Annotated in this window: 28 protein-coding genes; 6 read left to right on the top strand and 22 right to left on the bottom strand. The window is 36.8% G+C overall.

What is annotated here, in order from left to right:
• Positions 1-192: 192 nt before the first annotated feature.
• The gene (locus WAK64_RS02940) at positions 193-1,521 is read right to left on the bottom strand and encodes a PhoH family protein (protein WP_336585450.1); all 1,329 of its coding nucleotides are present in this window, start codon (positions 1,519-1,521) and stop codon (positions 193-195) included.
• A 164-nt stretch (positions 1,522-1,685) separates the two neighbouring features.
• Here WAK64_RS02940 and WAK64_RS02935 point away from each other — a divergent pair, with 164 nt between their 5' ends.
• Positions 1,686-2,285: a YhcN/YlaJ family sporulation lipoprotein gene (locus tag WAK64_RS02935; protein WP_336585449.1), complete on the top strand. Its 600-nt coding sequence runs from the start codon at positions 1,686-1,688 to the stop codon at positions 2,283-2,285.
• 41 nt (positions 2,286-2,326) lie between these two features.
• Here the strand turns inward: WAK64_RS02935 and WAK64_RS02930 are convergent, their stop codons facing one another.
• Positions 2,327-2,779, bottom strand: coding sequence for a pyridoxamine 5'-phosphate oxidase family protein (locus tag WAK64_RS02930; protein ID WP_336585448.1), 453 nt, complete (start codon positions 2,777-2,779; stop codon positions 2,327-2,329).
• A gap of 224 nt (positions 2,780-3,003) precedes the next feature.
• Between WAK64_RS02930 and WAK64_RS02925 the strand changes: the two genes are divergently transcribed.
• A complete protein-coding gene (locus tag WAK64_RS02925) occupies positions 3,004-3,204 on the top strand; it encodes a YlaI family protein (RefSeq protein ID WP_336585447.1) in 201 nt (66 codons plus the stop codon).
• 110 nt (positions 3,205-3,314) lie between these two features.
• On the opposite strand, the gene WAK64_RS02920 is transcribed toward WAK64_RS02925, so the two are convergent.
• Together WAK64_RS02920 and typA are read right to left on the bottom strand one after the other, a co-directional pair.
• Positions 3,315-3,635 (bottom strand): YlaH-like family protein, encoded by a 321-nt coding sequence (locus WAK64_RS02920; RefSeq protein ID WP_336585446.1) that lies wholly within the window; start codon positions 3,633-3,635, stop codon positions 3,315-3,317.
• Positions 3,636-3,653: 18 nt separating this feature from the next.
• Positions 3,654-5,501: a translational GTPase TypA gene (gene typA / locus WAK64_RS02915; RefSeq protein ID WP_336585445.1), complete on the bottom strand. Its 1,848-nt coding sequence runs from the start codon at positions 5,499-5,501 to the stop codon at positions 3,654-3,656.
• A 117-nt stretch (positions 5,502-5,618) separates the two neighbouring features.
• Here typA and WAK64_RS02910 point away from each other — a divergent pair, with 117 nt between their 5' ends.
• Complete coding sequence (locus WAK64_RS02910; protein WP_336585444.1) at positions 5,619-5,795, top strand: YlaF family protein; 177 nt, start codon at positions 5,619-5,621, stop codon at positions 5,793-5,795.
• Between the two features lie 622 nt (positions 5,796-6,417).
• Here WAK64_RS02910 and WAK64_RS02905 read toward each other — a convergent pair.
• Complete coding sequence (locus WAK64_RS02905) at positions 6,418-7,206, bottom strand: inositol monophosphatase family protein (protein WP_336585443.1); 789 nt, start codon at positions 7,204-7,206, stop codon at positions 6,418-6,420.
• Positions 7,207-7,690: 484 nt separating this feature from the next.
• Positions 7,691-7,885 (bottom strand): hypothetical protein, encoded by a 195-nt coding sequence (locus tag WAK64_RS02900; RefSeq protein WP_336585442.1) that lies wholly within the window; start codon positions 7,883-7,885, stop codon positions 7,691-7,693.
• Between the two features lie 192 nt (positions 7,886-8,077).
• Here WAK64_RS02900 and WAK64_RS02895 point away from each other — a divergent pair, with 192 nt between their 5' ends.
• Positions 8,078-8,698, top strand: coding sequence for a YktB family protein (locus WAK64_RS02895; protein ID WP_336585441.1), 621 nt, complete (start codon positions 8,078-8,080; stop codon positions 8,696-8,698).
• Between the two features lie 80 nt (positions 8,699-8,778).
• On the opposite strand, the gene WAK64_RS02890 is transcribed toward WAK64_RS02895, so the two are convergent.
• Together WAK64_RS02890 and WAK64_RS02885 are read right to left on the bottom strand one after the other, a co-directional pair.
• Entirely contained in the window at positions 8,779-9,048 is a 270-nt protein-coding gene (locus tag WAK64_RS02890; RefSeq protein ID WP_336585695.1) for a UPF0223 family protein, read from the bottom strand.
• A gap of 17 nt (positions 9,049-9,065) precedes the next feature.
• Entirely contained in the window at positions 9,066-10,025 is a 960-nt protein-coding gene (locus tag WAK64_RS02885) for an NAD(P)H-dependent flavin oxidoreductase (protein ID WP_336585440.1), read from the bottom strand.
• 212 nt (positions 10,026-10,237) lie between these two features.
• Here WAK64_RS02885 and WAK64_RS02880 point away from each other — a divergent pair, with 212 nt between their 5' ends.
• Positions 10,238-11,707 carry an aminotransferase class I/II-fold pyridoxal phosphate-dependent enzyme gene (locus WAK64_RS02880; RefSeq protein WP_336585439.1) on the top strand — a complete coding sequence of 490 codons (1,470 nt, stop codon included), beginning with the start codon at positions 10,238-10,240 and terminating at the stop codon, positions 11,705-11,707.
• 117 nt (positions 11,708-11,824) lie between these two features.
• Here WAK64_RS02880 and WAK64_RS02875 read toward each other — a convergent pair whose 3' ends face one another.
• The gene (locus WAK64_RS02875; RefSeq protein WP_336585438.1) at positions 11,825-11,941 is read right to left on the bottom strand and encodes a GapA-binding peptide SR1P; all 117 of its coding nucleotides are present in this window, start codon (positions 11,939-11,941) and stop codon (positions 11,825-11,827) included.
• Between the two features lie 261 nt (positions 11,942-12,202).
• Here WAK64_RS02875 and WAK64_RS02870 point away from each other — a divergent pair, with 261 nt between their 5' ends.
• Positions 12,203-12,562, top strand: a complete 360-nt coding sequence (locus tag WAK64_RS02870; RefSeq protein ID WP_336585437.1) for a nuclear transport factor 2 family protein — start codon at positions 12,203-12,205, stop codon at positions 12,560-12,562.
• Positions 12,563-12,654: 92 nt separating this feature from the next.
• Here WAK64_RS02870 and WAK64_RS02865 read toward each other — a convergent pair whose 3' ends face one another.
• From WAK64_RS02865 to WAK64_RS02805, 13 genes are all read right to left on the bottom strand, one after another.
• Positions 12,655-13,527, bottom strand: coding sequence for an aminoglycoside phosphotransferase family protein (locus tag WAK64_RS02865; RefSeq protein ID WP_336585436.1), 873 nt, complete (start codon positions 13,525-13,527; stop codon positions 12,655-12,657).
• 47 nt (positions 13,528-13,574) lie between these two features.
• Positions 13,575-14,420, bottom strand: coding sequence for a polysaccharide deacetylase family protein (locus WAK64_RS02860; RefSeq protein WP_336585435.1), 846 nt, complete (start codon positions 14,418-14,420; stop codon positions 13,575-13,577).
• Between the two features lie 311 nt (positions 14,421-14,731).
• Positions 14,732-15,295, bottom strand: a complete 564-nt coding sequence (locus tag WAK64_RS02855; protein WP_336585434.1) for a nitroreductase family protein — start codon at positions 15,293-15,295, stop codon at positions 14,732-14,734.
• 224 nt (positions 15,296-15,519) lie between these two features.
• Positions 15,520-16,344 carry a sugar phosphate isomerase/epimerase family protein gene (locus tag WAK64_RS02850; RefSeq protein ID WP_336585433.1) on the bottom strand — a complete coding sequence of 275 codons (825 nt, stop codon included), beginning with the start codon at positions 16,342-16,344 and terminating at the stop codon, positions 15,520-15,522.
• Positions 16,341-17,318, bottom strand: a complete 978-nt coding sequence (locus tag WAK64_RS02845; RefSeq protein ID WP_336585432.1) for a DUF6005 family protein — start codon at positions 17,316-17,318, stop codon at positions 16,341-16,343. Before WAK64_RS02845 ends, WAK64_RS02850 begins: the two co-directional genes overlap by 4 nt.
• Positions 17,315-17,590 carry a petrobactin biosynthesis protein AsbD gene (asbD, locus tag WAK64_RS02840; protein ID WP_336585431.1) on the bottom strand — a complete coding sequence of 92 codons (276 nt, stop codon included), beginning with the start codon at positions 17,588-17,590 and terminating at the stop codon, positions 17,315-17,317. The genes WAK64_RS02845 and asbD overlap by 4 nt, the downstream gene beginning before the upstream one ends.
• A complete protein-coding gene (locus WAK64_RS02835; protein WP_336585430.1) occupies positions 17,590-18,819 on the bottom strand; it encodes an AMP-binding protein in 1,230 nt (409 codons plus the stop codon). The genes asbD and WAK64_RS02835 overlap by 1 nt, the downstream gene beginning before the upstream one ends.
• An 11-nt stretch (positions 18,820-18,830) precedes the next feature.
• Positions 18,831-20,558 carry an IucA/IucC family protein gene (locus tag WAK64_RS02830; protein WP_336585429.1) on the bottom strand — a complete coding sequence of 576 codons (1,728 nt, stop codon included), beginning with the start codon at positions 20,556-20,558 and terminating at the stop codon, positions 18,831-18,833.
• The gene (locus WAK64_RS02825; RefSeq protein WP_336585428.1) at positions 20,527-22,371 is read right to left on the bottom strand and encodes an IucA/IucC family protein; all 1,845 of its coding nucleotides are present in this window, start codon (positions 22,369-22,371) and stop codon (positions 20,527-20,529) included. The genes WAK64_RS02830 and WAK64_RS02825 overlap by 32 nt, the downstream gene beginning before the upstream one ends.
• Before the next feature lie 61 nt (positions 22,372-22,432).
• A complete protein-coding gene (locus WAK64_RS02820; RefSeq protein WP_336585694.1) occupies positions 22,433-22,741 on the bottom strand; it encodes an antibiotic biosynthesis monooxygenase family protein in 309 nt (102 codons plus the stop codon).
• A gap of 533 nt (positions 22,742-23,274) precedes the next feature.
• Positions 23,275-24,072: an ABC transporter ATP-binding protein gene (locus tag WAK64_RS02815; RefSeq protein ID WP_336585427.1), complete on the bottom strand. Its 798-nt coding sequence runs from the start codon at positions 24,070-24,072 to the stop codon at positions 23,275-23,277.
• A 27-nt stretch (positions 24,073-24,099) separates the two neighbouring features.
• Positions 24,100-25,155: a FecCD family ABC transporter permease gene (locus WAK64_RS02810; RefSeq protein WP_336585426.1), complete on the bottom strand. Its 1,056-nt coding sequence runs from the start codon at positions 25,153-25,155 to the stop codon at positions 24,100-24,102.
• A complete protein-coding gene (locus WAK64_RS02805; protein ID WP_336585425.1) occupies positions 25,152-26,150 on the bottom strand; it encodes a FecCD family ABC transporter permease in 999 nt (332 codons plus the stop codon). Before WAK64_RS02805 ends, WAK64_RS02810 begins: the two co-directional genes overlap by 4 nt.
• Between the last annotated feature and the right edge of the window lie 31 nt (positions 26,151-26,181).

Here is a 26,181-nt window from a genome sequence, read left to right as displayed (position 1 = left end):
CTATGCTTATCAAACGGGTTAGGTTTCTTTTTTGGATTCTTTCTTCTTGAAATTATTGTTAATAAGAGAGATTGTTTTCCAGATTGCAACTTAAGTTACTATAAAATAAAAAAAGACTGTAGAGTTTTTCGATTTGCATCGAGTTTGTCTACAGTCTGGCATGTTTTAAAAGACGTTTATAGTGAACACCCTTTACAGAAGGTCTGCTGCCAATTGAGCAAGACCTGACCTTTCCCCTTTTAACAATTTAATATGACCAGCAATTTGCTGTTCCTTAAAGCGCTCGATCACATAGGTTAACCCATTATTATATTCATCTAAATATGGATGATCAATTTGTGCAGGGTCTCCCATTAACACGATTTTACTTCTTTCTCCAACTCTCGTTAAAATAGTTTTAACTTCGTGTTTTGTTAAGTTTTGTGCTTCATCGATGATAATATATTGGTCCGGAATACTTCTACCACGAATGTAAGTCAATGCCTCCACTTCAATGGATGCCATTCCCGCCAATATATTATCCAATTCACCCTGCTTCTTCGTATTAAACAAATATTCAAGGTTATCAAAAATCGGTTGCATCCAAGGTCGTAATTTTTCTTGCTTCTCACCAGGTAAAAAGCCAATATCCTTGCCTACTGGTACAATAGGTCGAGCAACAAGAAGTTTTTTATACGATTGAAAATCCTCAGTTTGTAATAATCCTGCTGCTAAAGCCAGCAGCGTCTTACCTGTACCTGCTTTTCCAGCAAGTGTTACCAAAGGGATATCAGTTCGAAGAAGTAGTTCCAAAGCCATCGTTTGTTGAACATTCCGCGGCTTAATTCCCCATATTTGTTCCTGATCATACACGAGCTTTTTTAAGCTTTTCGTAGTATGATCAACTATCCCGATGGCAGATGACGAACTCCCTAGCACATCTTTCAATATGACAAATTGTTGAGAATAGAAGCGCTGATCTGTTATATCTGATAACATCAGCTCTCCTTTTTCATAAAATATATTTAATGATTTCTTTTCAACATAGATTTCTAAAAAGCCATTGTAAATATCGTTTACTTCGATTACTCGGTCATTCAAAAAGTCTTCTGCCTGTAGCCCTAGAGCATCGGCTTTTACACGAACGAGCGTATCTTTACTGACTAATATGACTAATTTACCATTACTTTTCGCTTCTTCCTCATTCGATAAATTTTTAGCCACAGCCAAAATTCGATTATCATTTGTTTTTTCTACAAATATGTCTTGGAGTTGATGGAAAGAACGATGATTCAATTCAATACGTAAGGAACCACCGTTATGGAGTGCTATTTTTTCATGGAGCTTTCCTTGTTGCCGTAAGCCGTCGATCATTTTGGATACTTGTCTTGCATTTCTTCCGATTTCATCCATGTACCTCTTTTTAGAATCAACTTCTTCTAAGACGACGGCTGGAATAACCACTTCATTTTTCTGAAAGGAAAAAATCGCATACGGATCTTGTAACAAGACATTGGTATCTAATACATAAATTTTACTCAAATCGATGCCTCCTGCTCCTCATTTCTTATTCTATTGTATGTAGCTCCTCTCCAACAGGTTATTTTCCATTCTCAGCTTGTTAAAATATATGAACCAACGCATAAAGATAGAAGATAAATACACACTAACCTTTACAGGAACATATTAAAGCTTGGAGGAAAATTATGAAAAACGTTTTATATTTTTCAACGATACTTTTTTTGCTAACTGCCTGTGCCACGAATCCAGAAAAAGATGAGTTAGCTCAAGCCAAAAATCAAGCCATTACGGTTAAAGATAGTCATATAAAAATAGAGGATCGTGAACAAAGTCTTACTGTATCTAAGCATCTTGAAAAATTAGCTATTTCAACCCGTAACGTAAAAGGAGCTACCGCTGTCGCTTTAGGGGGGTACGCAATTGTTGGTATTGATGTAGACCAAAACCTTGATCGTTCTGAAGTTGGAACCATTAAATATTCTGTAGCAGAAAGTCTAAAAAATGACCCTAGTGGCGCGAACGCCATTGTCGTAGCAGATCCTGACATTACAGCAAGATTAAAAGAAATTGGACAAGATATACAAAATGGACACCCTCTTCAAGGAATTACAAATGAATTATCTGACATTGTAGGTCGACTTATGCCGGAAGTTCCTAGACTACTTCAAGATCCCAACCCTGAAGATGCTCCAGATAAGGAGAAAAAGAAACTAAATCCACAAACAGAGAATGAATTAAATGAAATCCAAGAAGATCAATCGAATCAATTCATGAAAGAAGAATAAAATCGATACTTCTTTCAATAAAAAGAAGCCATGAAAAAGCACTATGCTTTTTTCATGGCTTCCATTACTTGGCTGTCTAGGCGTTCAGCCGCCACTTTATCGTATGTTTTATCATATGTCGGAGCTTGGACCATTTTCGATCCGTAAAACATCACATCTCTTACTTCATTAATTTTTATTTTAATTAAAGACAATTTTAATGGCACTTCTTCTAGCATCCCTTCTACGCTAGCTTCCCCTGAGATTGCATACGTAGACTCATTGGCTATTAAACACACAGTGACTGTAGAATTATTTTCTACATTCTCGACCAACCTCGAACGTTGATCAACCGAGAGGACGAGCGTCTCCTCATCTTTCGCCAATATCCAAGAAATTGCATGAATTACTGGGGCCCCTGACTTTTTGTCAACTGAAGAGATGGTTACAAATGTTTCTGATTGAAATTCTTCAAATAGTGCTGGTATAAGCTTCGGTTCAACTCGATTCGCCATTCCGCTCCTCCTTCTAGCACATTTGCAAAATTTATAACCAATTCATTGTCTGCCATTTCAACCTTTCATATAGATTTTATTATCTATACGTACATGGTGAGTAGGTTATGCTGTTAGTATACTATATTATGGATAGTGAAGGAATATAGAACTTACTTATAGAGGATTCTTTTCTTTTAACATGCTATACTTATTAAAAATGGAGAAATGATGGAGGTTTTTCTATGAGAGTGAAGTGTATTTTATGTGACCAAATTAACAAGCTTGAAGATGAAACATTAGAAGCTAAGCGATTGAGAAACCGTCCTATCCATACATATATGTGTACAAATTGCCATGAACGGATTCGAATAAGAACAGAAGAACGAAAAAAATCTACAAGTTTTCACCTATATCAAACACCTAAAGAAGTTGATGAATTTTAATAGTCCCAAACCCCTTTAGGGGAATACTTGCAACCAGTCCAGTGCTTCACAAAACAGACAGCCAATTTTTAAAGGCTCATCGTACAATACGATGAGCCTTTTAATGTTGTTTACGATGAAGAACTTTCCTTCTTTTCGTTATATAAGCGAACTTTATAAATAATTAAAATGACCGCTGCAACTACTAGTCCTTCAGCTATAGGCAAAAATATCCCTAAAAAGGTTAGAACCGTACAGCCAATGATTAGGAAAAGGTAGATGATAACTGACTTCATTATAGGTAGCTTCTTGGCAAATCCAAGCTTAAAAACTAAAATGGAAAGGGCTACAATAGTGAGAAAAAGCATCCACATTCCTAATGTAGCATTTTGATCAACTTGATAAAGTGCTGCAAAAAATGACAATTTTTCTTCTACTTTTATATCTCCCATTACCTATCCTCTCCTTAATTAATCATTCTTTTCAGCAAGCTTCTTTTTCTTAGCTACTCTTTCACGTTCATTTTTTTCTAAGATTTTCTTACGAAGACGAATGGATTCAGGTGTAATTTCACAATATTCATCATCATTTAAATACTCAAGTGACTGTTCTAAAGACATAATTCTCGGTTTTTTAATCGTAACCGTTTGATCTTTCGTAGCAGAACGGACATTGGTAGCATGCTTTGTTTTCGTAATATTAACGGTAATATCGTTTTCGCGAGTATGCTCTCCAACGATCATACCTGCATAAATTTCTGTGCCAGGCTCAACAAAGATGGTTCCGCGATCCTCCACTTGCATTATGCCATATGTTGAAGATTTCCCTGTCTCCATTGAAACAATAACTCCTTGGCGGCGTCCTCCGACACGACCTTGCTGAAGAGGTTGATAACTATCAAAGGAATGATTGATGATCCCGTACCCTCTAGTCAATGTCATAAATTCGGTTGAATAACCAATCAAGCCACGGGCAGGAACCATAAAGATTAGGCGAACTTGACCATTTCCGTTGTTAATCATATCAAGCATTTCACCTTTTCTTGAACCTAATGACTCAATAATACTTCCTGTATACTCTTCCGGTACATCGATTTGAACGCGCTCAACGGGCTCGCTTTTTACACCATCAATTTCACGTACAATAACTTCAGGCTTTGATACTTGGAGCTCATAACCTTCACGACGCATGTTTTCAATTAATATAGAAAGATGAAGCTCTCCACGCCCTGATACAACCCAAGCATCAGGAGAGTCCGTATTTTCAACACGTAAACTTACGTCTGTTTGAAGTTGAGCTAGTAGACGTTCCTCTATTTTACGGGCTGTTACAAATTTTCCTTCACGACCAGCAAATGGACTATTATTAACTAAGAAAGTCATTTGTAGAGTTGGCTCATCGATACGTAGAATAGGAAGTGGCTCTTGATAGTCTACAGGACACACGGTTTCCCCTACATTAATATCTTCCATTCCTGAAACGGCCACTAAATCACCAGCATAAGCCTTCTCGATTTCTACACGCTTCAGTCCTAAAAATCCAAACATTTTCGTCACACGGAAATTTTTAACAGAACCATCAAGCTTCATTAAAGAAACTTGTTGTCCAACTTCCATCGTTCCTCTAAACACACGACCTATTCCAATTCTTCCAACGTAGTCATTATAATCTAGCAATGCTACTTGGAATTGCAATGGCTCTTCCCGATTGTCAACAGGAGCTGGAATATTTTCAATTATTCCTTCGTATAAGCATTGCATATTTTCTTCTTGATTAGCAGGATCTGGATCTAGACTAGCCGTACCACTAATAGCAGAAGCATATACTACAGGAAATTCAAGTTGGTCTTCATTTGCATCTAATTCAATAAATAGCTCTAATACTTCATCTACTACCTCTTCAGGGCGAGCTGAATCTTTATCAATTTTATTCACAACAACAATTGGTGTTAGATTTTGTTCTAATGCTTTCTTTAAAACAAAACGGGTTTGCGGCATACATCCTTCATATGCATCTACAACGAGGAGAACACCATCAACCATCTTCATAATACGCTCGACTTCTCCACCAAAGTCTGCGTGACCTGGTGTATCTAAAATATTAATACGAGTATCTTTATATTGAATAGCGGTATTCTTTGCTAGAATGGTAATTCCACGTTCTCTTTCTAAATCATTTGAATCCATTGCCCGTTCTTCAACATTTTCGTTAGAGCGGAAAATCCCTGACTGCTTTAGTAGTTCGTCTACTAAAGTGGTTTTTCCATGGTCAACGTGAGCAATAATCGCTATATTTCGTAAATCTTGTCTTGTTTTCATTTCTTCACTCCTGATTAGCATGACTTCATCATACGTTCTATTAACCTGATTATTATATCACAGAGTGTAGAAAAGCAGAAATAGATTATGTACAATGAAAAAGAAGGAGTGAATAACATGAGTAAAATTCAATGGCCGTTTGTATTTTTCGCAATACTTGCAGCTTCAGCCATTATAGGTATAGGTATATTTATTAGTGAAAGAAGCTTAATCGGAATCCTATTATGCATCGTCGCCCTGATCACGATTATGGGAGTAGGCTTCACAACCAAGAAAAAAATTAGGGAAAAATAAGAATAGCGCAGTCGGCTAACTCTGGGGCAACAGGCAGCGGCAGCAACTGCCACAAGACAACATTAAGGAACGAAGGCTAAGTGCGCGACGTCCTGTCGCAACGCCTTCATGACCTACATCCTGTAGGCCTAAGCGGAAGCGCCTGATCAACGTCGTATAAACTTGACCCGCTCCGTATGAGATAAAGGAAACACGAGGAGCATAGCGAGTCGATGTTGACTTATCGTAAGGAGGAGAGGGCAAGTTTACTAGGCGCTGGGCAGTGGAGCTAGACAAAAGGAAATGCGGAGTCGGGTCGCTCAGCAGCGACAGGCAACTGACGCAACACGCAGGAAATTCCGATTTCCGGAGTGGGGTGGCAGTTGACCCCGAGCTGCTACCCGACGAAGCTAGACAAAAAGAAATGCGGAACTGCCCGTTCAGCGACGTATAAACTTGAACCGCTCCGCACGAGATAAAGGAAACACGAGGAGCATAGCGAGTCGATGTTGACTTATCGTAAGGAGGAGAGGGCAAGTTTACTAGGCGTTGGGCAGTGGAGCTAGACAGCATTAAGGAACGAAGCCTAACTGCGCGACGTCCTGTTACAACGCCTTCATGACCCACATCCTGTAGGCCTTAATCATGTCAAATATCGTTGCAAAATATCTTGATGAAGAGTTGGTTTTCCAACAAATACCGAATCTTTTCTCACTACATCAAGTGATTCTCCTTTGAGGTTTGTCACAACTCCACCAACTTCCTCAATAAGAATTTTACCTGCAGCAAAATCCCATGGAGCTAATCTCATTGTTAAATATGCATCCAAACGCCCTGCAGCAACATAAGCCATTTCTAATGCAGCTGACCCATATGATCTAGCAGCCCTAACATCTCTTACAAGAGGAACTAGCTTAGAAGAATCCATATGTTTATTCGTGGTTAGCCATAATGCGTTTAAAGCAATAACAGCATCTTCTAGTGCTACAGAAGGAAGGTTTGGTAGTTTTTGATCATTCATGAAGGCCCCCTCGCCTTTTTTTGCATGATAAAGTTCATTATGTACAACATCGTATATATACCCTAAACGTCCGACACCATTTTCATATATCCCAATACTAATAGCAAAATTTCGCTGTTGGTGAACAAAATTCATCGTTCCATCAATAGGGTCAATAATCCATAAAACCCCTTTTGTATCTTCTACTGAATCACCAAAGCCCTCCTCACCTAATATTCGGTGGTCAGGAAATTTTTCATTAATATTTTTTATAAAAAATTGCTCCGTTTCTTTATCCATGTCTGTAACGAGGTCATTCCGATTCGATTTAGTTTCAATAGTTAGTTGTTTTAAAAAGGATTTTTTTATCCTTTCTCCTGCTTCTTCAATCCACTCTTTTACACATTTATCCATTTCATCCCACATAATCATAGAGTTCCCTCCAGCAATATTTTTTTACACAGTTTTTCTTCGTATCTTTCATTTTAGCTTATAAGAAAACCTACATTCCATCAAGTATCATACTCTTATGTATCCTCATACGTTGTATTGATTATCATCACCTTATTTAAACAATTCATCCCTAGGTGACCTTATTATTAGATTCTCACGAATAGCTATGGGTAAACTTAAATCACTTGCTTTAAGATAAAGAATACATGAAGACTCCGACCCTAGTAATTAAATGGGTCGACAACGAAATGGGAGAATATGATTGTATATCGAATGGTGTAAAATGGAATTAAATATTTAAAGACTAAATCCGCAATATCCTCTTTCAAAGCCGATATGATTCCTACCTAATATCTATACAGGTCCATTTAATCCTGGATTCACAAAAAGTAGCTGAACATCATTCGTGACTCACTAAAAAAACGAGCCTATAGGCCCGTCTTAAGTTATAAGGGCTTTTAAATTAAAAAGCATTTAGCTTTACCAGTTCATCTCGGATTTTCAGCAACTTTTTTTCCGCTTTAGATTTTAGCAACTCATTTTTCTGTTGAATCGCTTCATATAAGACAGCGAGTTCGTAATCCATTTCTAAACGTAGTACAGCTATTTTTTGTTTGTGAAAATCTTTCCTAACTGAGCTATTCATAACTTGTTTCATGGATTTTAACACCCCTTCCACGTTTAGTTTCATCTTTCGTGACTTAGAGGACTAGAGTTACTATATAGTATGAAAATAAGTAAAAGACGCAACAAAAATGTGTTATTACCTAGTAATTCTTCTATTTTTCGAATTAGGGAGAAATATGCTACAATAATAAACAAATTCTAAAGGTAGGAGGACGTCTCAAATATGAGTTTTACTGGGTTTACAAATGAAGATTTTGATGTATTTTCAATAGATGGTCTAGAACCAAGAATGGAAGGTTTAAAAACACAAATTCGACCAAAGCTTGAAGCATTAGGGGAAGAAATTTCACCTACTCTAAGCACATTAACTGGAGATGAGATGTTTTATCACGTTGCAAAGCATGCAAGAAGGACCATCAACCCACCTAAAGATACGTGGGTTGCATTTGCTAACAATAAACGAGGATACAAACAACACCCTCATTTTCAAATAGGCTTATGGGAAACACATGTATTTATTTGGTTTGCTGTTATCTATGAAGCACCTTTCAAACAAGAATTTGCCACAACTTTATTAAAGAATATTGAGAACATTCAATCCATGATTCCTTCCGATTTTGTTTGGTCTTTGGATCATACAAAACCTGACGTTATCAAAATGGATGAACTTAATCGTGTTGAATTAGAAAAAATGTTTCACCGTCTAGAAACGGTCAAAAAAGCTGAAATTTTATGTGGCATGACCATCTCAAGAGAACAAGCTGTATCCATGTCTCAAGAAGAATGGACGAATGTTTTAAATCATATATTTGATAAATTAACCCCTCTATATAAATTGTCATAAATATATATCGCTTTATTAATAGTTTTCTACTAGAATTACTTTACTCCTAAATAAGTCGGTGTAGTGACACCGACTTATGCTTACATTGTTATCCACTCTTCGGATTCTCCCGCTTTCATCTTCTTAACTGCATGATAAGAAGAATAGCCACTTGCTTTTTCAAATTCTTTAAATAGTTGCTTTTCTTCTGATATACTCGGAACGATTTCTTTAAATCTACGATAACCTGACATTAACTGATTACGCTTAACACCTTTTTCATACGCTTTTTCAATCATTTCAAAGAATCTAATGACATCTACTACTTCTTGTGTCGACCATTCCAATGAAAATGGATATTGGTAGTCCATCTTTACACCTACTTTTTTTATTTTCCCCATTGCTGTCTAATATCCTCTGCGTCTAAAATCATTTTTTTGAATAATTCATTTACAGTAGGAACTTCTCCTATTAACCCCATTACTTGTCCAGCCCATGCAAACCCTTCTGACGAATTTCCATCATATATATATCTTTTATTTGCTTCACCGCTAATATACTCTTTTAACCTTGAAAAAGTAGCCTTCGATTCCTCTAGTTGTAATATCTTATCCGACCACTCATTTTGAATAACTCTTGCAGGGGCTCCTATTGTTCGTTTAATAACGACTGTATCATTTTCTTGTCCTTCAATCAACGCTTGCTTATAGGATGGGTGAGCATGAACACATTCCTTTGTCGCAATAAAACGTGTGCCCATTTCAATCCCTTCAGCCCCTAAACTCAACGCTGCCATTAACCCTCGGCCATCACCAATTCCACCTGAAGCAATGACAGGAATTGTAACGGCGTCCACTACTTGAGGTACTAATACCATCGTTCCAATATCTTCTTTCCCTAAATGCCCTCCTCCTTCATGACCCACAACCATAACTGCGTCAGCACCTATTGCTTCTGCCTTAATGGCTTGCCTTTTTGAAGCGACTAACACTAATTTTTTCATGTCAATTCCGTCTAATTTTTCAAAAATAGGTGTAGGATTCCCCCCAGTTATCGAAATGACAGGGATTTTTTCTTGAATTGCAGCATCAAGAAAATGTTCATACGGTCTACCATGCTGACCAATTGCAAAGTTTACACCAAATGGGCGATTAGTTAGCGCTCTTACCTTATGAATTTCTTCAACTAACTCCTCTGGACTAGACATGCTCATCGCGGTAATTTGTCCTAACCCACCAGCATTTGAAACCGCAGCTGCAAGGTCTGCATACGCTAAATAAGCGAGCCCTCCTTGAATAATTGGATATTGTATATTAAGCATCTTTGTTACTTTTGTTTCCCAATTCATACTATGTATCTCCTTTCATTAAACATACTACGAATACACTCATAAAAATTCCTGCATCACACATACTAAAATGACTATGCAAAAATATACATAAGTGCTATAATTTCATTCGTTATTTTATTAATTATGTACGCTAAGAAAAAATCCTGCATATTAAAAAATAGTTTAATCTATCTTCCTTATAGTTTTTTAGAAAAAAGAGGTGTAACACTTTGTCACAATTCGAAACGCCTTTGTTCACTGGTTTAGTTGAACATAGCCAAAAAAATCCTGTTCAGTTTCATATTCCCGGACACAAAAAAGGAACGGGGATGGATCCAAAATTTCGTGATTTTATTGGAGAAAACGCCTTGTCAATTGATTTAATAAACATTGGTCCTTTAGATGATTTACATCAGCCAAAAGGGATGATTAAAGCAGCTCAAGACCTTGCTGCAGAAGCATTTGGTGCCGATTATACTTTCTTTTCTGTACAAGGAACGTCTGGTGCCATCATGACAATGGTGATGAGCGTATGCGGGCCAGGAGATAAAATTATCGTTCCGCGAAACGTTCATAAATCCGTTATGACCGCCATCGTTTTTTCAGGAGCTACACCGATTTTCCTATACCCAGAAGTCGATAAAGCGTTAGGAATATCCCATGGCATTACGCCAGATTCGGTTTCTAAAGCATTAGAGCAGCACCCTGATGCCAAAGGGGTTTTAGTCATTAATCCAACCTATTTCGGAATTTCGGCAAATTTAAAAGAAATCGTGAGCATCGCCCATTCATATAATGTTCCCGTGCTTGTTGATGAAGCACATGGAGTTCATATCCATTTCCATGATGATCTACCGATGTCCGCTATGCAGGCAGGTGCTGATATGGCTGCTACTAGCGTTCATAAATTAGGCGGTTCGATGACTCAGAGCTCCGTATTAAATATAAAAGGGGAACTTGTCTCACCTAAGCGAGTTCAATCGATATTAAGTATGTTAACGACTACCTCGACTTCTTATTTATTACTTGCTTCATTAGATATTGCTCGAAAAAGGCTCGCAACAGAAGGTGAAGCGTTAATTAAAGAATCAATTAATCTTTCACAATCCATTCGTAAGCAAGTGAATGAAATTGACTATTTATATTGTGTAGGAGAAGAAATTTTAGGGACGAAAGCTACCTTTGATTATGATCCAACGAAATTGATTATATCTGTTAAAGATTTAGGTATCACTGGTTATGATGCTGAAAAATGGCTCAGAGAAGTATACAATATTGAAGTAGAAATGTCTGATTTATACAATCTTTTATGTATTATCACTCCAGGAGACACGAATAACGAAGCTGAAATACTTATTAAAGCGTTAAAGGAGCTTTCTCTTACATTTCAGCATTTATCTGGTCAACGAGATATTTCCGTCCTTCTTCCAGATATACCTTTATTAGCAGTAACGCCACGAGATGCCTTTTACTCGGAAACAGAAGTACTGCCCATTCATGAATGTGTTGGGAGAGTGATTGCTGAATTTATTATGGTTTATCCTCCAGGGATTCCAATCTTTATTCCAGGAGAAATTGTGACCAAAGATAATATTACCTACATCGAGAAAAACATCGAAGCAGGCCTTCCTGTTCAAGGACCAGAGGACTTTGATTTAAAACATTTACGGGTTATAAAAGAGCGTAAAGCCATTTTATAACATGGAGATTTCTCCGTAAATAAGATATTGTTTGCATAAAAAACGAGGTGAATAAATCACCTCGTTTTTCAATATTATAAAGTACTGTCTCTCTAAAAATAAGACATAACCAAACTCTTAATCATCTAATTCTTCTTCGTGATCACAACCACATTCGGAATATAAAACCGTTACTTTTTCATCTTCAAAGTGATCAATTGTACCTAAGCATGATTGACAAACAATAATCCCCATATTTAGGACTCCCCTTTTCAATGTGATGTGAAAGCGTTTAACCTTCTAACACCATATTAATATAACACATTGAAGATTTCAAGCCTAATTAGTATAACTTATTTATTTTTTATTCGTCATTTAATCATTACATTCCTTTAAATCCTCTCTATAATGATTATTACTTCTTTTATTACCATTGTTTTTATTACTAATTGTAGATTGAATTGACGAGATATTTTAGATATTATAAGTTAATTACATAAATGCGGGGGATAAAAAATGGATGACATTACAACACTACGAAATCATTTATTGGAGTTAGAACAGGAGTTATTACAACCAAACACCCGAACTACGCCAGCAAAATTAGACTCTTTACTTGCAGATAACTTTTTTGAATTCGGAAGTTCAGGTAATATTTGGTATAAACAGGATTCTGCCGGAGGAGAAGGACTTAGTGTTAGGGACATGACACTTTCTCATTTCGAAATATTCCCATTAGCCGAGGATGCTGTTTTAGCTACCTATCGAATTCAGGATAAAACTAGAATGGTAAATACTTTACGTAGCTCTATTTGGAAATTGATAGATGGAAAGTGGCAAATGTTTTTTCATCAAGGTACTATTACTAATTCGTAACCTCTTGAACTTTACTCAATCATACAAAAGCAGTGCAAACTTATGTTTGCACTGCTTTAACTATTCCCCACTATATAAACTATCTTTCTAAGCTACACTTCATGACAATTGTTAAGGATATTCTTCCAATACTTCCAAGCTAATTGATAGTCCTTTAGCTCGGTTGGATGATGTTTTACACAAGTTGATATTCGAAGGAATAATCCAATGACCATTTCTTCAAACAATTCCATTTCACTAATTCCTTCTTTATATAATAAGTTAGCTACTGTAGATAGTAACGCACTTTTCGTTAATTCATCAGGAGTCGAACAAAATGCATAAATGACATCGTATAGTGGTGGCCCTAAAACAGGCATAGGGTCAATTACACCTATAAACTTCCCGTCTTGAAAGATAAAATTGTGTATCCCGCAATCACCATGAAGTAAATAAGGGACATTACTAACTGAAGTACGGCTCTTACTTTCAACAAGGTGGCGGACTAATAGTACATCCTCGCTTGTTAAATAAGGTTTAACCCATTTTTCAGCAGCTTCCACTCTCTGTAATAAGAAGCGGTTCCACGAATCTGTTTGTTCATCTACCCATCCCCAATTTTCACTATTAGGGAATGGTTTATAGTGATTAATAAGATGGGTTACCAACTCTGCTACCATTTCCTTTTTACGGAGCCCTTTCCTATTCGTCGATCCATCGATATAGGAATACACCATAAAATGAAAATGTTCCTCTACGTACAGTAAATTAGGCAAAAACTCCACATCCTGATAGATGTTTAAATAGAGAGCTTCTGCCTTTATGATCTCAGGAAGGTTCTGTTTTACCACTACCTTTAATCCATGGTTAGTATTGATCAAGTATAATTTACTTACTGTCCCACCTTTTAATTCCTTTACTTCTACATCACCATTTTGAATGATTCCATTTTTTATTAATATATTTATTACTTCTTGAACATTCATATTTTGATACCTTTCATTAAACGTACTTTCTAACTTGCAGCTCCTTATTAAAAAGGAGCTGTTTGAGAAGATTCAATTAAGTATGGATCTATTATTTCGTAATCTTTCTCTCTTAATCCTTTCACGATGTCTGCTAAGGCATCATTCGTCCATGATCGATCGTGCATCAAAAGGTTGGCACCATTACTAAGTAATGGGGTGTTGACCATGATATCTGTAATTGATTCTTTATTTTGGTACTCTGCTTCCCAATCATATCCATAAGTCCAATTCATTAATACCATATTTTCTTCAGCAACAACTGCTTTACTAAAGTCTGTATTTACCCCAAAAGGAGCTCGAAAAAACTTCGGGCGCTCTCCAGTGATTTCTTCGATAATATCGTTTAATGATAAAATTTCTTCCCTTTGTTTCTCCTCATTTAAGTCACTTAAATTACTATGGGAGTAAGTATGATTTCCAATCGGGAAGCCCATCTTATGAATCTCCTTCAACACCTCTTGTTCCTCAGGTGTATCAAGAAAATGACCATTTACAAAAAAAATCGCAGGTGCTTGAAGATCTTTTAGCGTTTGAGCCATTTCAATCGAATGTTTATCAGGTGCATCGTCAATGGTCAATAAGACAATACTTTCATTTGCTTCAGCTATCGGCTCAATCGACCAAGTGTTTGGATTTAATTTATATTGAGGTTCTGCTACAACTTCATTTTCTTCGAATTCTTCTATTTGTTCTTTTTCTCGCGTTTCCTCTTCTTTATTTTCTATAACGGTTTTCTCTTTTTGCTCTTCCCCCATTTTATTCTCACTACCTTGACTTTCTTCCTTTAACGGTTCGTTACTAGTACAAGCCGTCAATAAAAACAATGCACTTATCAGTATCATCGACCTCATAGTTATCACCCTTTTTAAGTTGTACTCTTTCATTTTATCACACGTCACCTATAGCTCAGGGAGATAAAATAATTGAAGAATAAGTAGCTCAAAGTACGAAGAATATAACCATATAGTGGCACTACAAAGAAGTGCAACCTACCTTATTATATGTGTTTAATACGGATTAATAACAGTCAGCAAATCTATACCGTGAAAAAGCACCCATTAAGAAGGAATGAGTATATTTTTTAAAAATGAGATTTGCATAGTAAATTATATTAATATCCAAATTAAAAGAACACTCATGATTGCTTATAGAGCTGTTTTTGTTACTTCTTTGTGACAAATGTTGTTAATTCTTCAAAACGTTTACGTTTCATCTTCTTAGGAGTTTTATCGAAATATCCCAAAAATAGCATTCCGATAATCTTTTCATTTTCTTTCACTTCGTGTACTTTGCGAATAGTTGGATGGCTTAATATTTCTCCGGTTTTCCATAACACACCTATTTCCTTTTCCCACGTCAGCAGTTGAAAGTTTTGAATCATACTCGCAGCAGCACAAATATCTTCTTCCCATACTCGTTCATTACTATCTCTTGGTAAAATGACAGAAATTATTAAAGGTACTTTTGAGATATATTGTTTTAATTTCTCTTTATAATTTTCACCTAAATTATTTGACAAAGATTCCAGTGAGCCGTTAATTAGGACATCCTTTCCCTCACCTTCAAACATCACAAATCGCCACGGTTCTCGTAGCCCATGATTAGGTGCCCAAACTGCGATGTTTAATAACTCTTGAATAAGTGTAAGAGGTACGGGTCTGTCAATGAAGTCTCTTATCGTACGCCTTTCCTTAATAATTGTTTGAAGCATTGTTTGTTCGTTCATTTAAACGCCTCCGCATCAATTTAAACTAATCCACCCAATGTCTTCTATTCCAAATAATGAAATGAAGGTGGTAATCATTAAAGAATAAATGAAGTGAACTAGGATTATATGAATAATAATCCTATGCTCACTTCATTAAAAAGTATTTAGTATTCAATTAATATATAGAATGCTTTTTAGAGATAAATGATCTACTTTAGACCTTATGCATTATTCAGTGATTCTCACTGAACAACTTGAAACATTCTCTTAACCATGGAAAAATCATTTTCTAATACTTGTTTTACATTTGGGCCAAACCACTCTAAGGAAGCACCCACATCTAGCTTACAATCCTGTACTTCCCTTATAAATTCTTGGTAATTTACAGCACCATCAAATAAAGGTACCATGCCTACTCTACTCCCTGCAGCAGCATACACATTATTTGGCGCAAAAACATTTAAATCCTTTCGTGAGGCAATATTTTTGAAGTGAAAATGAGAAATATACGGTAAGAGGTACTTTAACGCTTTAACTGGATCAACTCCAGATTCCCAAATATGTAAAACGTCGAAGTTTACTTTAAGGGCAGGATGATTCACTTCATCTAGCAAGGTTAAAGTAGACAATACATTATCGGTTAACGTATTAGGATGGGTTTCAACTAGCAAGAATTGACCCTCTGATTCTAAAAGATCGCAAATTAATTTGATGCTTTCTACTAGCTTTCTCCTCTCCTCTTTGCTTGTTTCATGACTTCCTTTATTTCCAGCGAATGTACGTATTTTTTTCGTTCCCCAATGTTTTGCCAATGATGATAATTCTTTTGTCTCTCCAATTATTTTACTAGAAGGAAAATCAAGGGGTAAATAATCACTAATCATACTCGTTTCCAAACCAAAGCCATGAAGCCATTCCTTTCCATAATGGAAGTCATTTGAAAGGTTTTTTGCATGTACCCCCCATAATTCAATCCCATGAATGCCTTGTGTTTGCCCCCAATAAGCAATCTGATCTATTGACAGTAAATAGTGCCTGAATGAAATGGTACAAATTGATATTTTCATTTATTCATCTCCACTTTGTAATTTTGAGATTGTAGCCATTCATTAAAATATTTTTGTAGTTCATTTTTAATCTTGAATTCTAGTCTATTTAGTTCATCCAATTTTGAAAGAATATCATCCGAAATGGCATAGTTTCTCGTCAATGCGAATTTCATCGCTCTATATTGAACAAGAGTATAACCCTTTACAAGCTTCTCAATCTCATCACACCATATCTCAAACTCTTCATTGTTAAGTTGAAGATGTTCCCAAAAGTAGGCAAAAGCGTGTTCATATGCATACTTTCTAATCGCAATAACAGGTAGTTCCCGTAATGATAATGTAATCATCGATAGATTATGCTTTTCCTTTCCCGTTGTAAATGCATTAACAATGTTAATAACAGCTTCTGTCAAAGGATTGCTATCATGCTTCATACAACTTTTAAAATAGGCTTCAACTGTCTTATAATCTGGTGGAATAATGGATTTGGAGTCAAAAGAATATCCTCCAGCAACCGATGGTTCATTAATCGATGCAATAATTCTATCCTTAGGTAATACCCCTTCCCACCTAAAATCATGATCATACATTAACCATTCTTCGTCGTTATCCGTCGTTTCCAGCATTACATAATGGGGAAAGGGCGTTTGATTGAATTTATTTTCTCGCTCTGGTAACCTCGACAAATCTAGCATCACCATTACATGCTCGTTCGGTCGTTTATTCTCTAGTAATTCCTGCAAAATAATGATATTTTCCTGTTTTGTTTTTTGAGGATTATACCACTTGTGAATTTTAATTCCGTACAACATTTCATACCATGTTTTAAAAAAATCATGGTTTATCTGTTCAGAATGATAGGTTAATTGCATATTCTCCTGAACATCAAAATCAGCATCCCATACGCCAAAATAATATGGCCTATGATCAACACCCTTTGTCTTTTTAATTACCTCACAAACACAACTCACAAAGCAATGAACCTTTATCATTCCTCCTCCTCCGATCTAGAAACCCTTTTTTGTTTCTCGAGAAAGTTCACTAAAGTGACCACTGTTTTAAAATCCTTTGCCACAATGATTTCATCGGGTATATGGAATCCATGATCTAGCTCTAAATGTAAGATAAGTTGGAGGATTATTAACGAATCCATATACAGGTCTTCGTTTAATCTTGCCTCCTCATGGAAAGCAGATAATGTCGGGAGCTCTATGTTATTTTTTAATATGTCATAAATGGCGTTTACTATGTCTTTTCGATCCACTACATTACTCCTCCCAATAGCTTCCTACTTATTTTTCCATTTGGTAGCTTTTCAATCTTTGGAACACGCTCAAGCTCCATCGGAACTTGATATGGTGCAAGATATTTATGACACCACTGTCTTAGTTCATTATTCTCAATCGGCTCTGTCGAAACATATTGAGCACAAACGCGTTCACCTGAAAAATGATGTCGTCGTTTATATACCACCGCTTCGATAATTCTTGGTTCATTCAGTAGGACATTTTCCACATCCTGAGGGTAAACATTCAAACCCGCAACATTGATTGTGTCATCCATTCTCCCAAGAAATGTGAGTGTGCCATTTACCATATATCCGATATCCTTTGTATAAATAGTCTTTGTAGAGGTGGAAAGAATAATTTCGTTCGGATCGTTTTCACTTCCAGCTTTTACAGTGAGATGAGGCAGAGGACATCCCATTTCTCTAGCATTATTTACGTGAGTATTAACTGTAATACATCCAGCTTCAGAACAGCCATACTGCTGTGAAACCTCGTTGCTTTTCTCCTTTAATGTAGTCAGTAGCTGGTCTGTCATTAATGAACCTGATACCATAACGCGGTCAAGTTTCTGTCGATTAGAAAGTAAGCTCGTTAAAGGAGATAAAAGAGCAGGTCCTGCGTACAAAATATGGTTAGGGAATTGATTTAGTTTTTTCAGAACATACCTAGGATTCATATTCGTGATAATCACAGGCGCCTCTCCTCTTTTTAGAGCAGAAAACACACCGCTTATTAAACCGTAAGAATGAGTAGTTGGGCAAGCAATAATTGATTTCGTTCCCATTTGAATTGGCAGGATAGAAGCGTAGCTTTTAAGCTCTTCGTCTACTGATTCCCAAGTGCGCTCGATACTTTTAGGTGCTCCTGTTGTTCCTGAGCTCATTTGGACAAGAACACCTTCCGCTTCTTTTTTGTCACTGTCAATCTCAATAGGCGAATGAATGGTATCGTACAGCAAAGAATGGCTATTCGTTGCATGCGCCATTTTCATTGCTCCTTCCTTCGGCATAGAAGGATGAATAGGGACAATTGAGCCCCCCTTCTGACGTACATAAAGACAAAGAGTCAACCATTGAAATACATCCGGAATACAGACAGCCAATCTACTATTCTCACATTCCTTTAAGAAGGAAATACGATCAAAGATGGCATATTGATTTTCTAAATCATCTATCGAGTAAAAATAATCATCTACAAAGAACATAATTTTTTCTCCTATTTAGTAGTTGTAAATACATTTTGAACTGAATGACGAAAGGAAGCTTCATCATCATGAGCTAATTTCTTTTTAAGTAAAGACTCAACATAGATAGAAGAGCTCGTATGTTGAAGTTTTAAAAGTCGGGTTGTTATGGAAGGAAATCGCTCTACATGTTGTTCCATTTTTTCATTTAATAAATGCCAAAACTTTTCTTCACGATAACCGTATTGTTCCTCCATTAAAAAAGAGAGTTCACTTAGGTGGAACACAAATAAAGTATCCATAATTAATTCTCTTAGTCCCTCAACAGACGACATCCAATAGTATTTGTCTTCAGGTGCTCCTACAAAATTCTCATGTAAAGTCTCAAAATGAGGCACCTTTTCTGTTTCTTTTACGTAACCTTTTTGATACTCTACACTTTCATGAAAATCTCTTAACACCACACGAATCGGCCACCCATTTCGATGAATTAAAATCATGTTTTGTGCATGAGCTTCTACTGCGATTCCATGGGCAACAAGAAGATGCCAAACGGGCAAAATACAAACATCAAAAAATTGATTTAGCCAGCTTGTTGCCCCGTATTTGGTTAGCCAATCATCTATAAACGTACGACCATCACGCTCTACATTCAATAAGGCAGTAAACGGCACTGCTTCCTCCTGATTTTTCATATATGTTCGCACACTTTGTCTCCATATCACCCCAAGCTGCCCATCTAGATTTATATTATGATCTTTAGGAGCAAAGTACATGCCAGCATATTCTTCAAGAATAACCATAGATACTTCTTCATGTAAGTATGAATCTGACCTAATGATTTGTTGAATCCAAGTTGAAATGAACGGTGCAGCAGAAATGGACTGTGATTGAATTGTCCTTAAGGATGAAGTATTAACCATATTCATAGACAGTTTCACATTCGCTTTGCTTAAGCTTGTTGTATTGATCAACGTTCTAACAGATTGAGTTGCTCGGTAGGCATCAACCCCATCACATATAGGGATAATAATTCTCTTCTCGATATAACGGTTCAACTCTTCGCCAATTGATTTCCATTGCCACGGGTGGATTGGAAGAAATGTGTAGTCTTCAAATGTCCCTCCATTCCTATGAAGGGTGGCTAATAGTTTTTCCCAGAAAGACAGTCCTAGCTCACTTTTCCAAAAGCTTTGCTCCTCTTTCAAAATAGAAAGCTGAGCATAATTTCTTTTAATGGCAATCCATTTGAGCGGGAAGGACTGTTTAGCCTCAGGTCCATACATCGCATGATCCTCGTAAGAAAAACCTGTTCGTGACTTATAGCAAGGATGATACGTATGCCCCTCCATTACTTCTGACTCCAAATCCTCATATGTAGATTTTCTTCTAGATTTAGGCTGATAAAGATTATCTTGATTCCAGCTACTCAACTTAATGGTTTGTTGTAACTCCATTAATAATCCGTTTTTATCCTCATTATTATGAACAAGCTCATCTATCAATTCTTCAATGGTCGTCTCTATTAATGATTCGTTTTCCACTATTTTAAAAATCTGATCTTCTTTTATTCGAATTCGATCAAACACAGACCTCTTCCCTACGCATTTATACACTCGTTCTTTTCCATAAATGAAAAAAATATTATCCGCTTCTGCTTCTTCATTAGGGAGAAGGTTTTCAAATAATATACACTCTACAAGCATCCTTCTAACCCTCTTCTCCGCTTCACGATAAGATACTGGATTTTGAAAATGCATATTCCCCCTCCTTCCCATGAAGAAAAAATGGATTGGGCACGTTACAATACACAGCTTGTTCTAGCTCAGCCGTTAATTCATCTACATTATAAAAGCTTGTTAACAAGTTGCCTTTATAGGCAAGTTTTTCATTATTTAAAATGGATTGGACAAAGGTCTTTCCACTTTTACCGAGCTGAGTTAGTAAATCACGTAATTGTTCTGTAGACCATTTTAGTAATTCTTCCTCTCGAATTAAGTGGTCTGCACCTAAACGGTGAATAATAGAAAATAGTTGATTCCAAATTAAGTAATAAGCAAATCGATCCTGAATACATTCATCTTCATAAAAAAGCTCAGGGGACTCTACTAACATAGGTTCCAAATTTAATAAGCTTTCTTGATAAGACTTTGATAAATAATAGCCTTGATTATCGCGATAATAATACGTTTTGGGATAACCCGCTGACACATCTAAAACACTATTCTGTTGATGAGCCTCTAAAGCGATACCATATTGATCATATAATTTAATTAAGGGCTCAATCGTACAATGCCAATACTCTTTGAACCACTTAAAGCTGACAGATTCTAATGATTCAGATTCTAATGATTCAGATTCTAATTGGACTAAGTCAACGATAATATTGTATAGTCTTGATTTATGTCCAGGAATGGGATCTTGCACTAATGCTGCAATAGAGCTAATCCCCTCACCTTGACCCCTTTGGAATACATTTGAGCGAATAATGACCTCAAACCCAGATTCTAATTGATCTGGGAAATCCACCGTTATAAAGGCAGGGTCATGAATGATTTGGAAAGAAGGATAATGAATTGTATAGTGAAGCTTATTCATCAGACTTGCCATCAAACCTCCTGCTTTTAGCTCGTGACGACGATTTACTCGCAAGGAATTGGTTACTTTTACAGGAATTGAAAATTTGTACATATAGGGATCATCCTCGTTATACACGGTTCTTAGTGAGGATGTTGCCTGATAATAAGGTCCTAGTATCCCAAGCTCTTGGATTAACCCAGCTTCCATTACTTCTTTTACAGAAGGTTGTTGCAAAAGCCATTGAGCTTGGAGAGGATGTATTGGAATGACACATTCATTCTCTAAGGTATTAATTTCACATTCGCTTTGGATTAAGGGCTGTTTACATATCTGACTTGCACTTTCATGAAGAACGGAACTCTCCCTTACAATGCTGCGATTTACGAGAAAATAGTGAAGCTGAAACGATCCTTTTAACTCTGGCGAAAAAGTCGATTGTTGCCATTGTGCCATTCCTTGCCTGCTTTTTGGCGTAGGGTGTAGCCAATGGCCATATATTAACGACTGTTCTGTTTCGATAAATGAGCTATTTGAATCATACAGACTAGTAGCATCTTCCATCCTCTGTTCAATGATTCTCGTCATTGTTTGATAGCTGTCCATAATTCGAATAGTTAGCTCATCGTAGCGAGGGTCGTGTTGACCACTCAGATTGATTTGACTCCTTAAATATAATTCTTGATTGAGTGTCATTATCGTGATTAACTCGTCCGACTTTTCCCAGACCCTATTCCCTTCACTATACGTAAGAGTAATTCCAAATGTATGTCTTCCTACCAAGGAACGATATTTAACCCCAATTGCGAGTCGAATTGATTGCAGTGGTAATTCTAATTCATAAACATAAGGTTCTGTCATAATCTCTGATGTTCTTTGCTCTTTTACCCATTCGTCCTTCTTCATCCATCGACCGCCACTTATTTCACGAATATAGCCATTAAGAAATGCTTGAAACGAGGCATAAAGTGCAATTTGTTTTGCTGTGTGTTGCATGATTCCATCCTTTCACTATGCCCTATGGACTAATAATGCAAAATTGAAGGTATAGTAGTAATTATTTTTGCGCAAGCACTTGATAGACTTCTTGGCGACTATCAATTATGTAAGAAGGGGAAGGTTTGCCTCGATTGGCACGATGCCCTGCAAGATGAATATCACTCGTTTCCCAAGCCTTCCAATCCCTCTCTGATTCCCATCGAATCATGACAATTACTTCCTCTTGCCCTTTACGACTACTTTTTTTTAACACACTCAAGTCTATAAAACCTGGTTGTTTCTCAATTACACCCTCCCCTGCAAATCGATTTTTCATATTATGAGCATGGCCTTCAGTTACATAAATATATTTCATTTGAACAAACAATGAGCTCATTCCTTTCTCCATTCATTATATGATTTGGTGCTTCAGTTTAATTGATAACGATTATCATTATAATTGATAATGATTATCATTTTCAATATAAAAATAATCTTTTCCATAAAAAATTTTTTTTTATGCCCATCATTCATTGAATTGAAGAGACTTAGAAAGCAGGATTAGGAAGTTGAAGTGTTGGTGCGGCAGAAGGAATCAGATTAAGATTCGATATACTTCCAATTCTAGAAGGAATAAAGACTTTCACCTCAAAAAGATCATGACCTAGTTTCATTTTAAAGACCTGTAAAATATAAATTTTTTAGTTACTTACGAAAGGTGCTGGTTTAGTAAAGCATAAACTTCTTCCATGCTTCCATCCTCCTTGTAGCACATTTATGAGCGACTAAGCTTTATCCATAATAATAGGGTCAATCCAACAAATCAGATTGACCCCTACATTCCCCATTCTTTAAATTACCTTGATGGAGTGAATAATTTATCTCTGCTTTTAATATATTCCTTTTCATTTCTTTATCGCTCTACACAATCTTCCTCCCTTTTCCGTATGGAATACATAGGGGGGTTCCAAATAACGGATCTAGCGTGACTTCACAATTTAAATCAAACACTTCTTTGACAAGCTTGGAATTTATCACTTTTTCTGGTTCCCCTTGGGCCACTACTTTTTGGTCCTTAATGGCTATTAAATTATGTGCATAACGACATGCTAAATTTAGATCATGTAAAACCATTACGATCGTTCTTTTCTCTTTTTCATTCAATTCATATAGTAAATCCAGTATTTCTATTTGATGAGTCAAATCTAAATAAGTAGTCGGTTCGTCTAGTAAAACGATATTTGTATTTTGGGCTAGACACATGGCAATCCACACTCTTTGTCTTTGTCCACCGGATAGCTGATCAATAGGCCTATCTTTTAGTGCAAGTAGTCCCGTCGCTGTTAATGCATTTACTACCGCCTCTTCATCCTCCTTCGACCATTGCTTTAACCAATTTTGATACGGATACCTCCCTTGTTTTACGAGCTGTATAACAGATAGTCCTTCTGGTGTGATAGGTGATTGAGGTAAAATGGCTAATTTTTTTGCTACATCTTTAGTGGGAAGACGAGAAAGATCATCCCCATTCAAAAGAATTGAACCATTTTCGGGAGGCAATAAACGAGCTAATGCACGTAACAATGTTGATTTCCCGCAACCATTCCCGCCAATTAGAACTGTAATTTCCCCTGCTGGAATCACTAAGTCCAGCTCTTTAATAATAGTCGAATCACTATATGACAATGTTAAAGCATTCGTTCGAATAATTTCTTCCATTCCGTTCCCTCCATCGACGGCAGTGTTTCATCCATTTTTTGTTTTAATTAATAGATATATATAATAGGGAGCACCTATCCCCGCTGTAAAAACCCCTGCTGGAATAATGATTGGTAAAAATAAGGTTCTTCCAACTAAATCAGCTAGCATAACTAAAAGAGCTCCTATAAAAGCGGAAGTCGGTAATAATGCACCAAAAGAAGAACCTACTAATCTTCTTGCCATATGAGGTGCCATGAGTCCAACAAACCCTATTCCTCCTGCGAATGCAACTGCACCTCCTACTAGTGCAGTACTGATAAATAACAGCATAAAACGATGCTTTTGAACATAACTGCCAACTCCTGTTGCTACATCTTCACCTAGCTCTTGCACATTTACATTTCGAGAAGAAATAAAGGCAATCACGAGTAAGATTGTCGTCGATGGGAGTAAAAACCACACGTTTTCCCAGGATGCATTATTTACACTTCCTATCATCCAAATATTCGCCTGGCTAGCTTGATAAATTGGACCTAAAATCATAAACATTGTCGTTGCTGCTTGCATTAAGGCTGATAGTCCAATCCCTATTAATACAAGGCGAATAGGGGTTACGCCATTTCTCCATGATAATAAATAAACAACCAAAGCGACAATTGTAGCCCCAATAAAAGCAGCTATGGGTAGCCACTGTATACTTACATACAAAGAATGATTGTTATTACTAAAAATCCATAAAAATGCCATAACCGCTGTCCCAGCACCAGCCGTCAATCCAATAATATCTGGTGACGCCAACGGATTTCGGATGATTCCTTGTAGTAACCCTCCAGCTACAGCCAATGACATTCCAGCTAATAAAGAAACGATAATCCTTGGCAGACGGAATTGAAATACAACGAGCTGTTCCATGTCCGTACCACCTCCAAAGAACATGCTTATGGTGGTAAAAGGATTAATTGCAAAATCACCTAAACCCGTACTAATAATAAAGACCATTGCTGTCAAACCCATTAAAAAAAGAATCGTGCGCGTTGCTTTTTTATCAATTAAAAAGGAGACTTTACCAGCAAATAGACGGAAACTATAATATTTTTTCACTGGCTATTAAACCCCCTTCTTGCTATATAAATAAAGAATGGTGTTCCAATAAAAGCAGTCATGACTCCAACTGGAACCTCTTGAGGCATGATGATAAACCTTGCACCAATATCAGCTGCCAAAAGAAGAATGCCCCCTAGCAACCCTGAAAACGGAATTAGCCAGCGATGGTCTGTGCCTATTATATGTCTGGCAATATGAGGTATAACAATTCCAATAAATCCGATTGGACCGGCTATGGCAACAGATCCTCCAGCAAGTAATACTACTACTAGAGCCACAGTCAATTTTACTAGACCTAATTGAATTCCTAGTCCTTTCGCAACGTCATCCCCCATCGCTAGTACATTCATTTTTGCAGAGATGAATAGAGCGATAATCCAGCCGGTTACTAAATAAGGGAAAAGTGTTACTAAAATGGATAAGTCTCTCCCTTGGACTGACCCAGCTAACCAAAAAAGAGCCTCATCAAGCGCACTTTCATTTGTGACCAATAAGGCTTGAGTAAAGGATGAAAATAACGCAGCAAATGCAGCACCAGCAAGGGTTAATTTCATGGGGGTTAAACCATGAAGTCCAGCTGAACCAGTGAAATATACAGCGATTGCGGCAATACCTGCACCAATAAAAGCAGCGAATGGAAGAAGCTGAGCGCTTTCAATAAATGTAATAGTTATAACTACTGCAAACCCAGCACCAGCGTTTATCCCTAATATACCCGATTCTGCCAAAGGATTTTTGGTTAATGTTTGCATGAGAACCCCTGCGATAGCAAGCGATGAACCTACCGCTGCTGCTATTAAGGCTCTAGGTAATCGAACGTTTTTTATAATAAGATGTTCATTCGATCCATCAAATTGAGTAAATGCTTCATAAGCTGTTTGAACAGTCGTATCAGCATAGCCTAAAAGCAAACTCAATAAGATAAACAGAATTAATAGGGATAGTGCTGTCATTAAAGATAATAGTTTTAATAATTGATTTGATAAACCCATTTGTTCTCCCTTCTAGTGTTTTATAACTACT

The organism is Bacillus spongiae, from assembly GCF_037120725.1.
Lineage (GTDB): Bacteria > Bacillota > Bacilli > Bacillales > Bacillaceae_K > Bacillus_CI > Bacillus_CI spongiae.
This window is presented reverse-complemented; position numbering and strand designations above follow the sequence as displayed.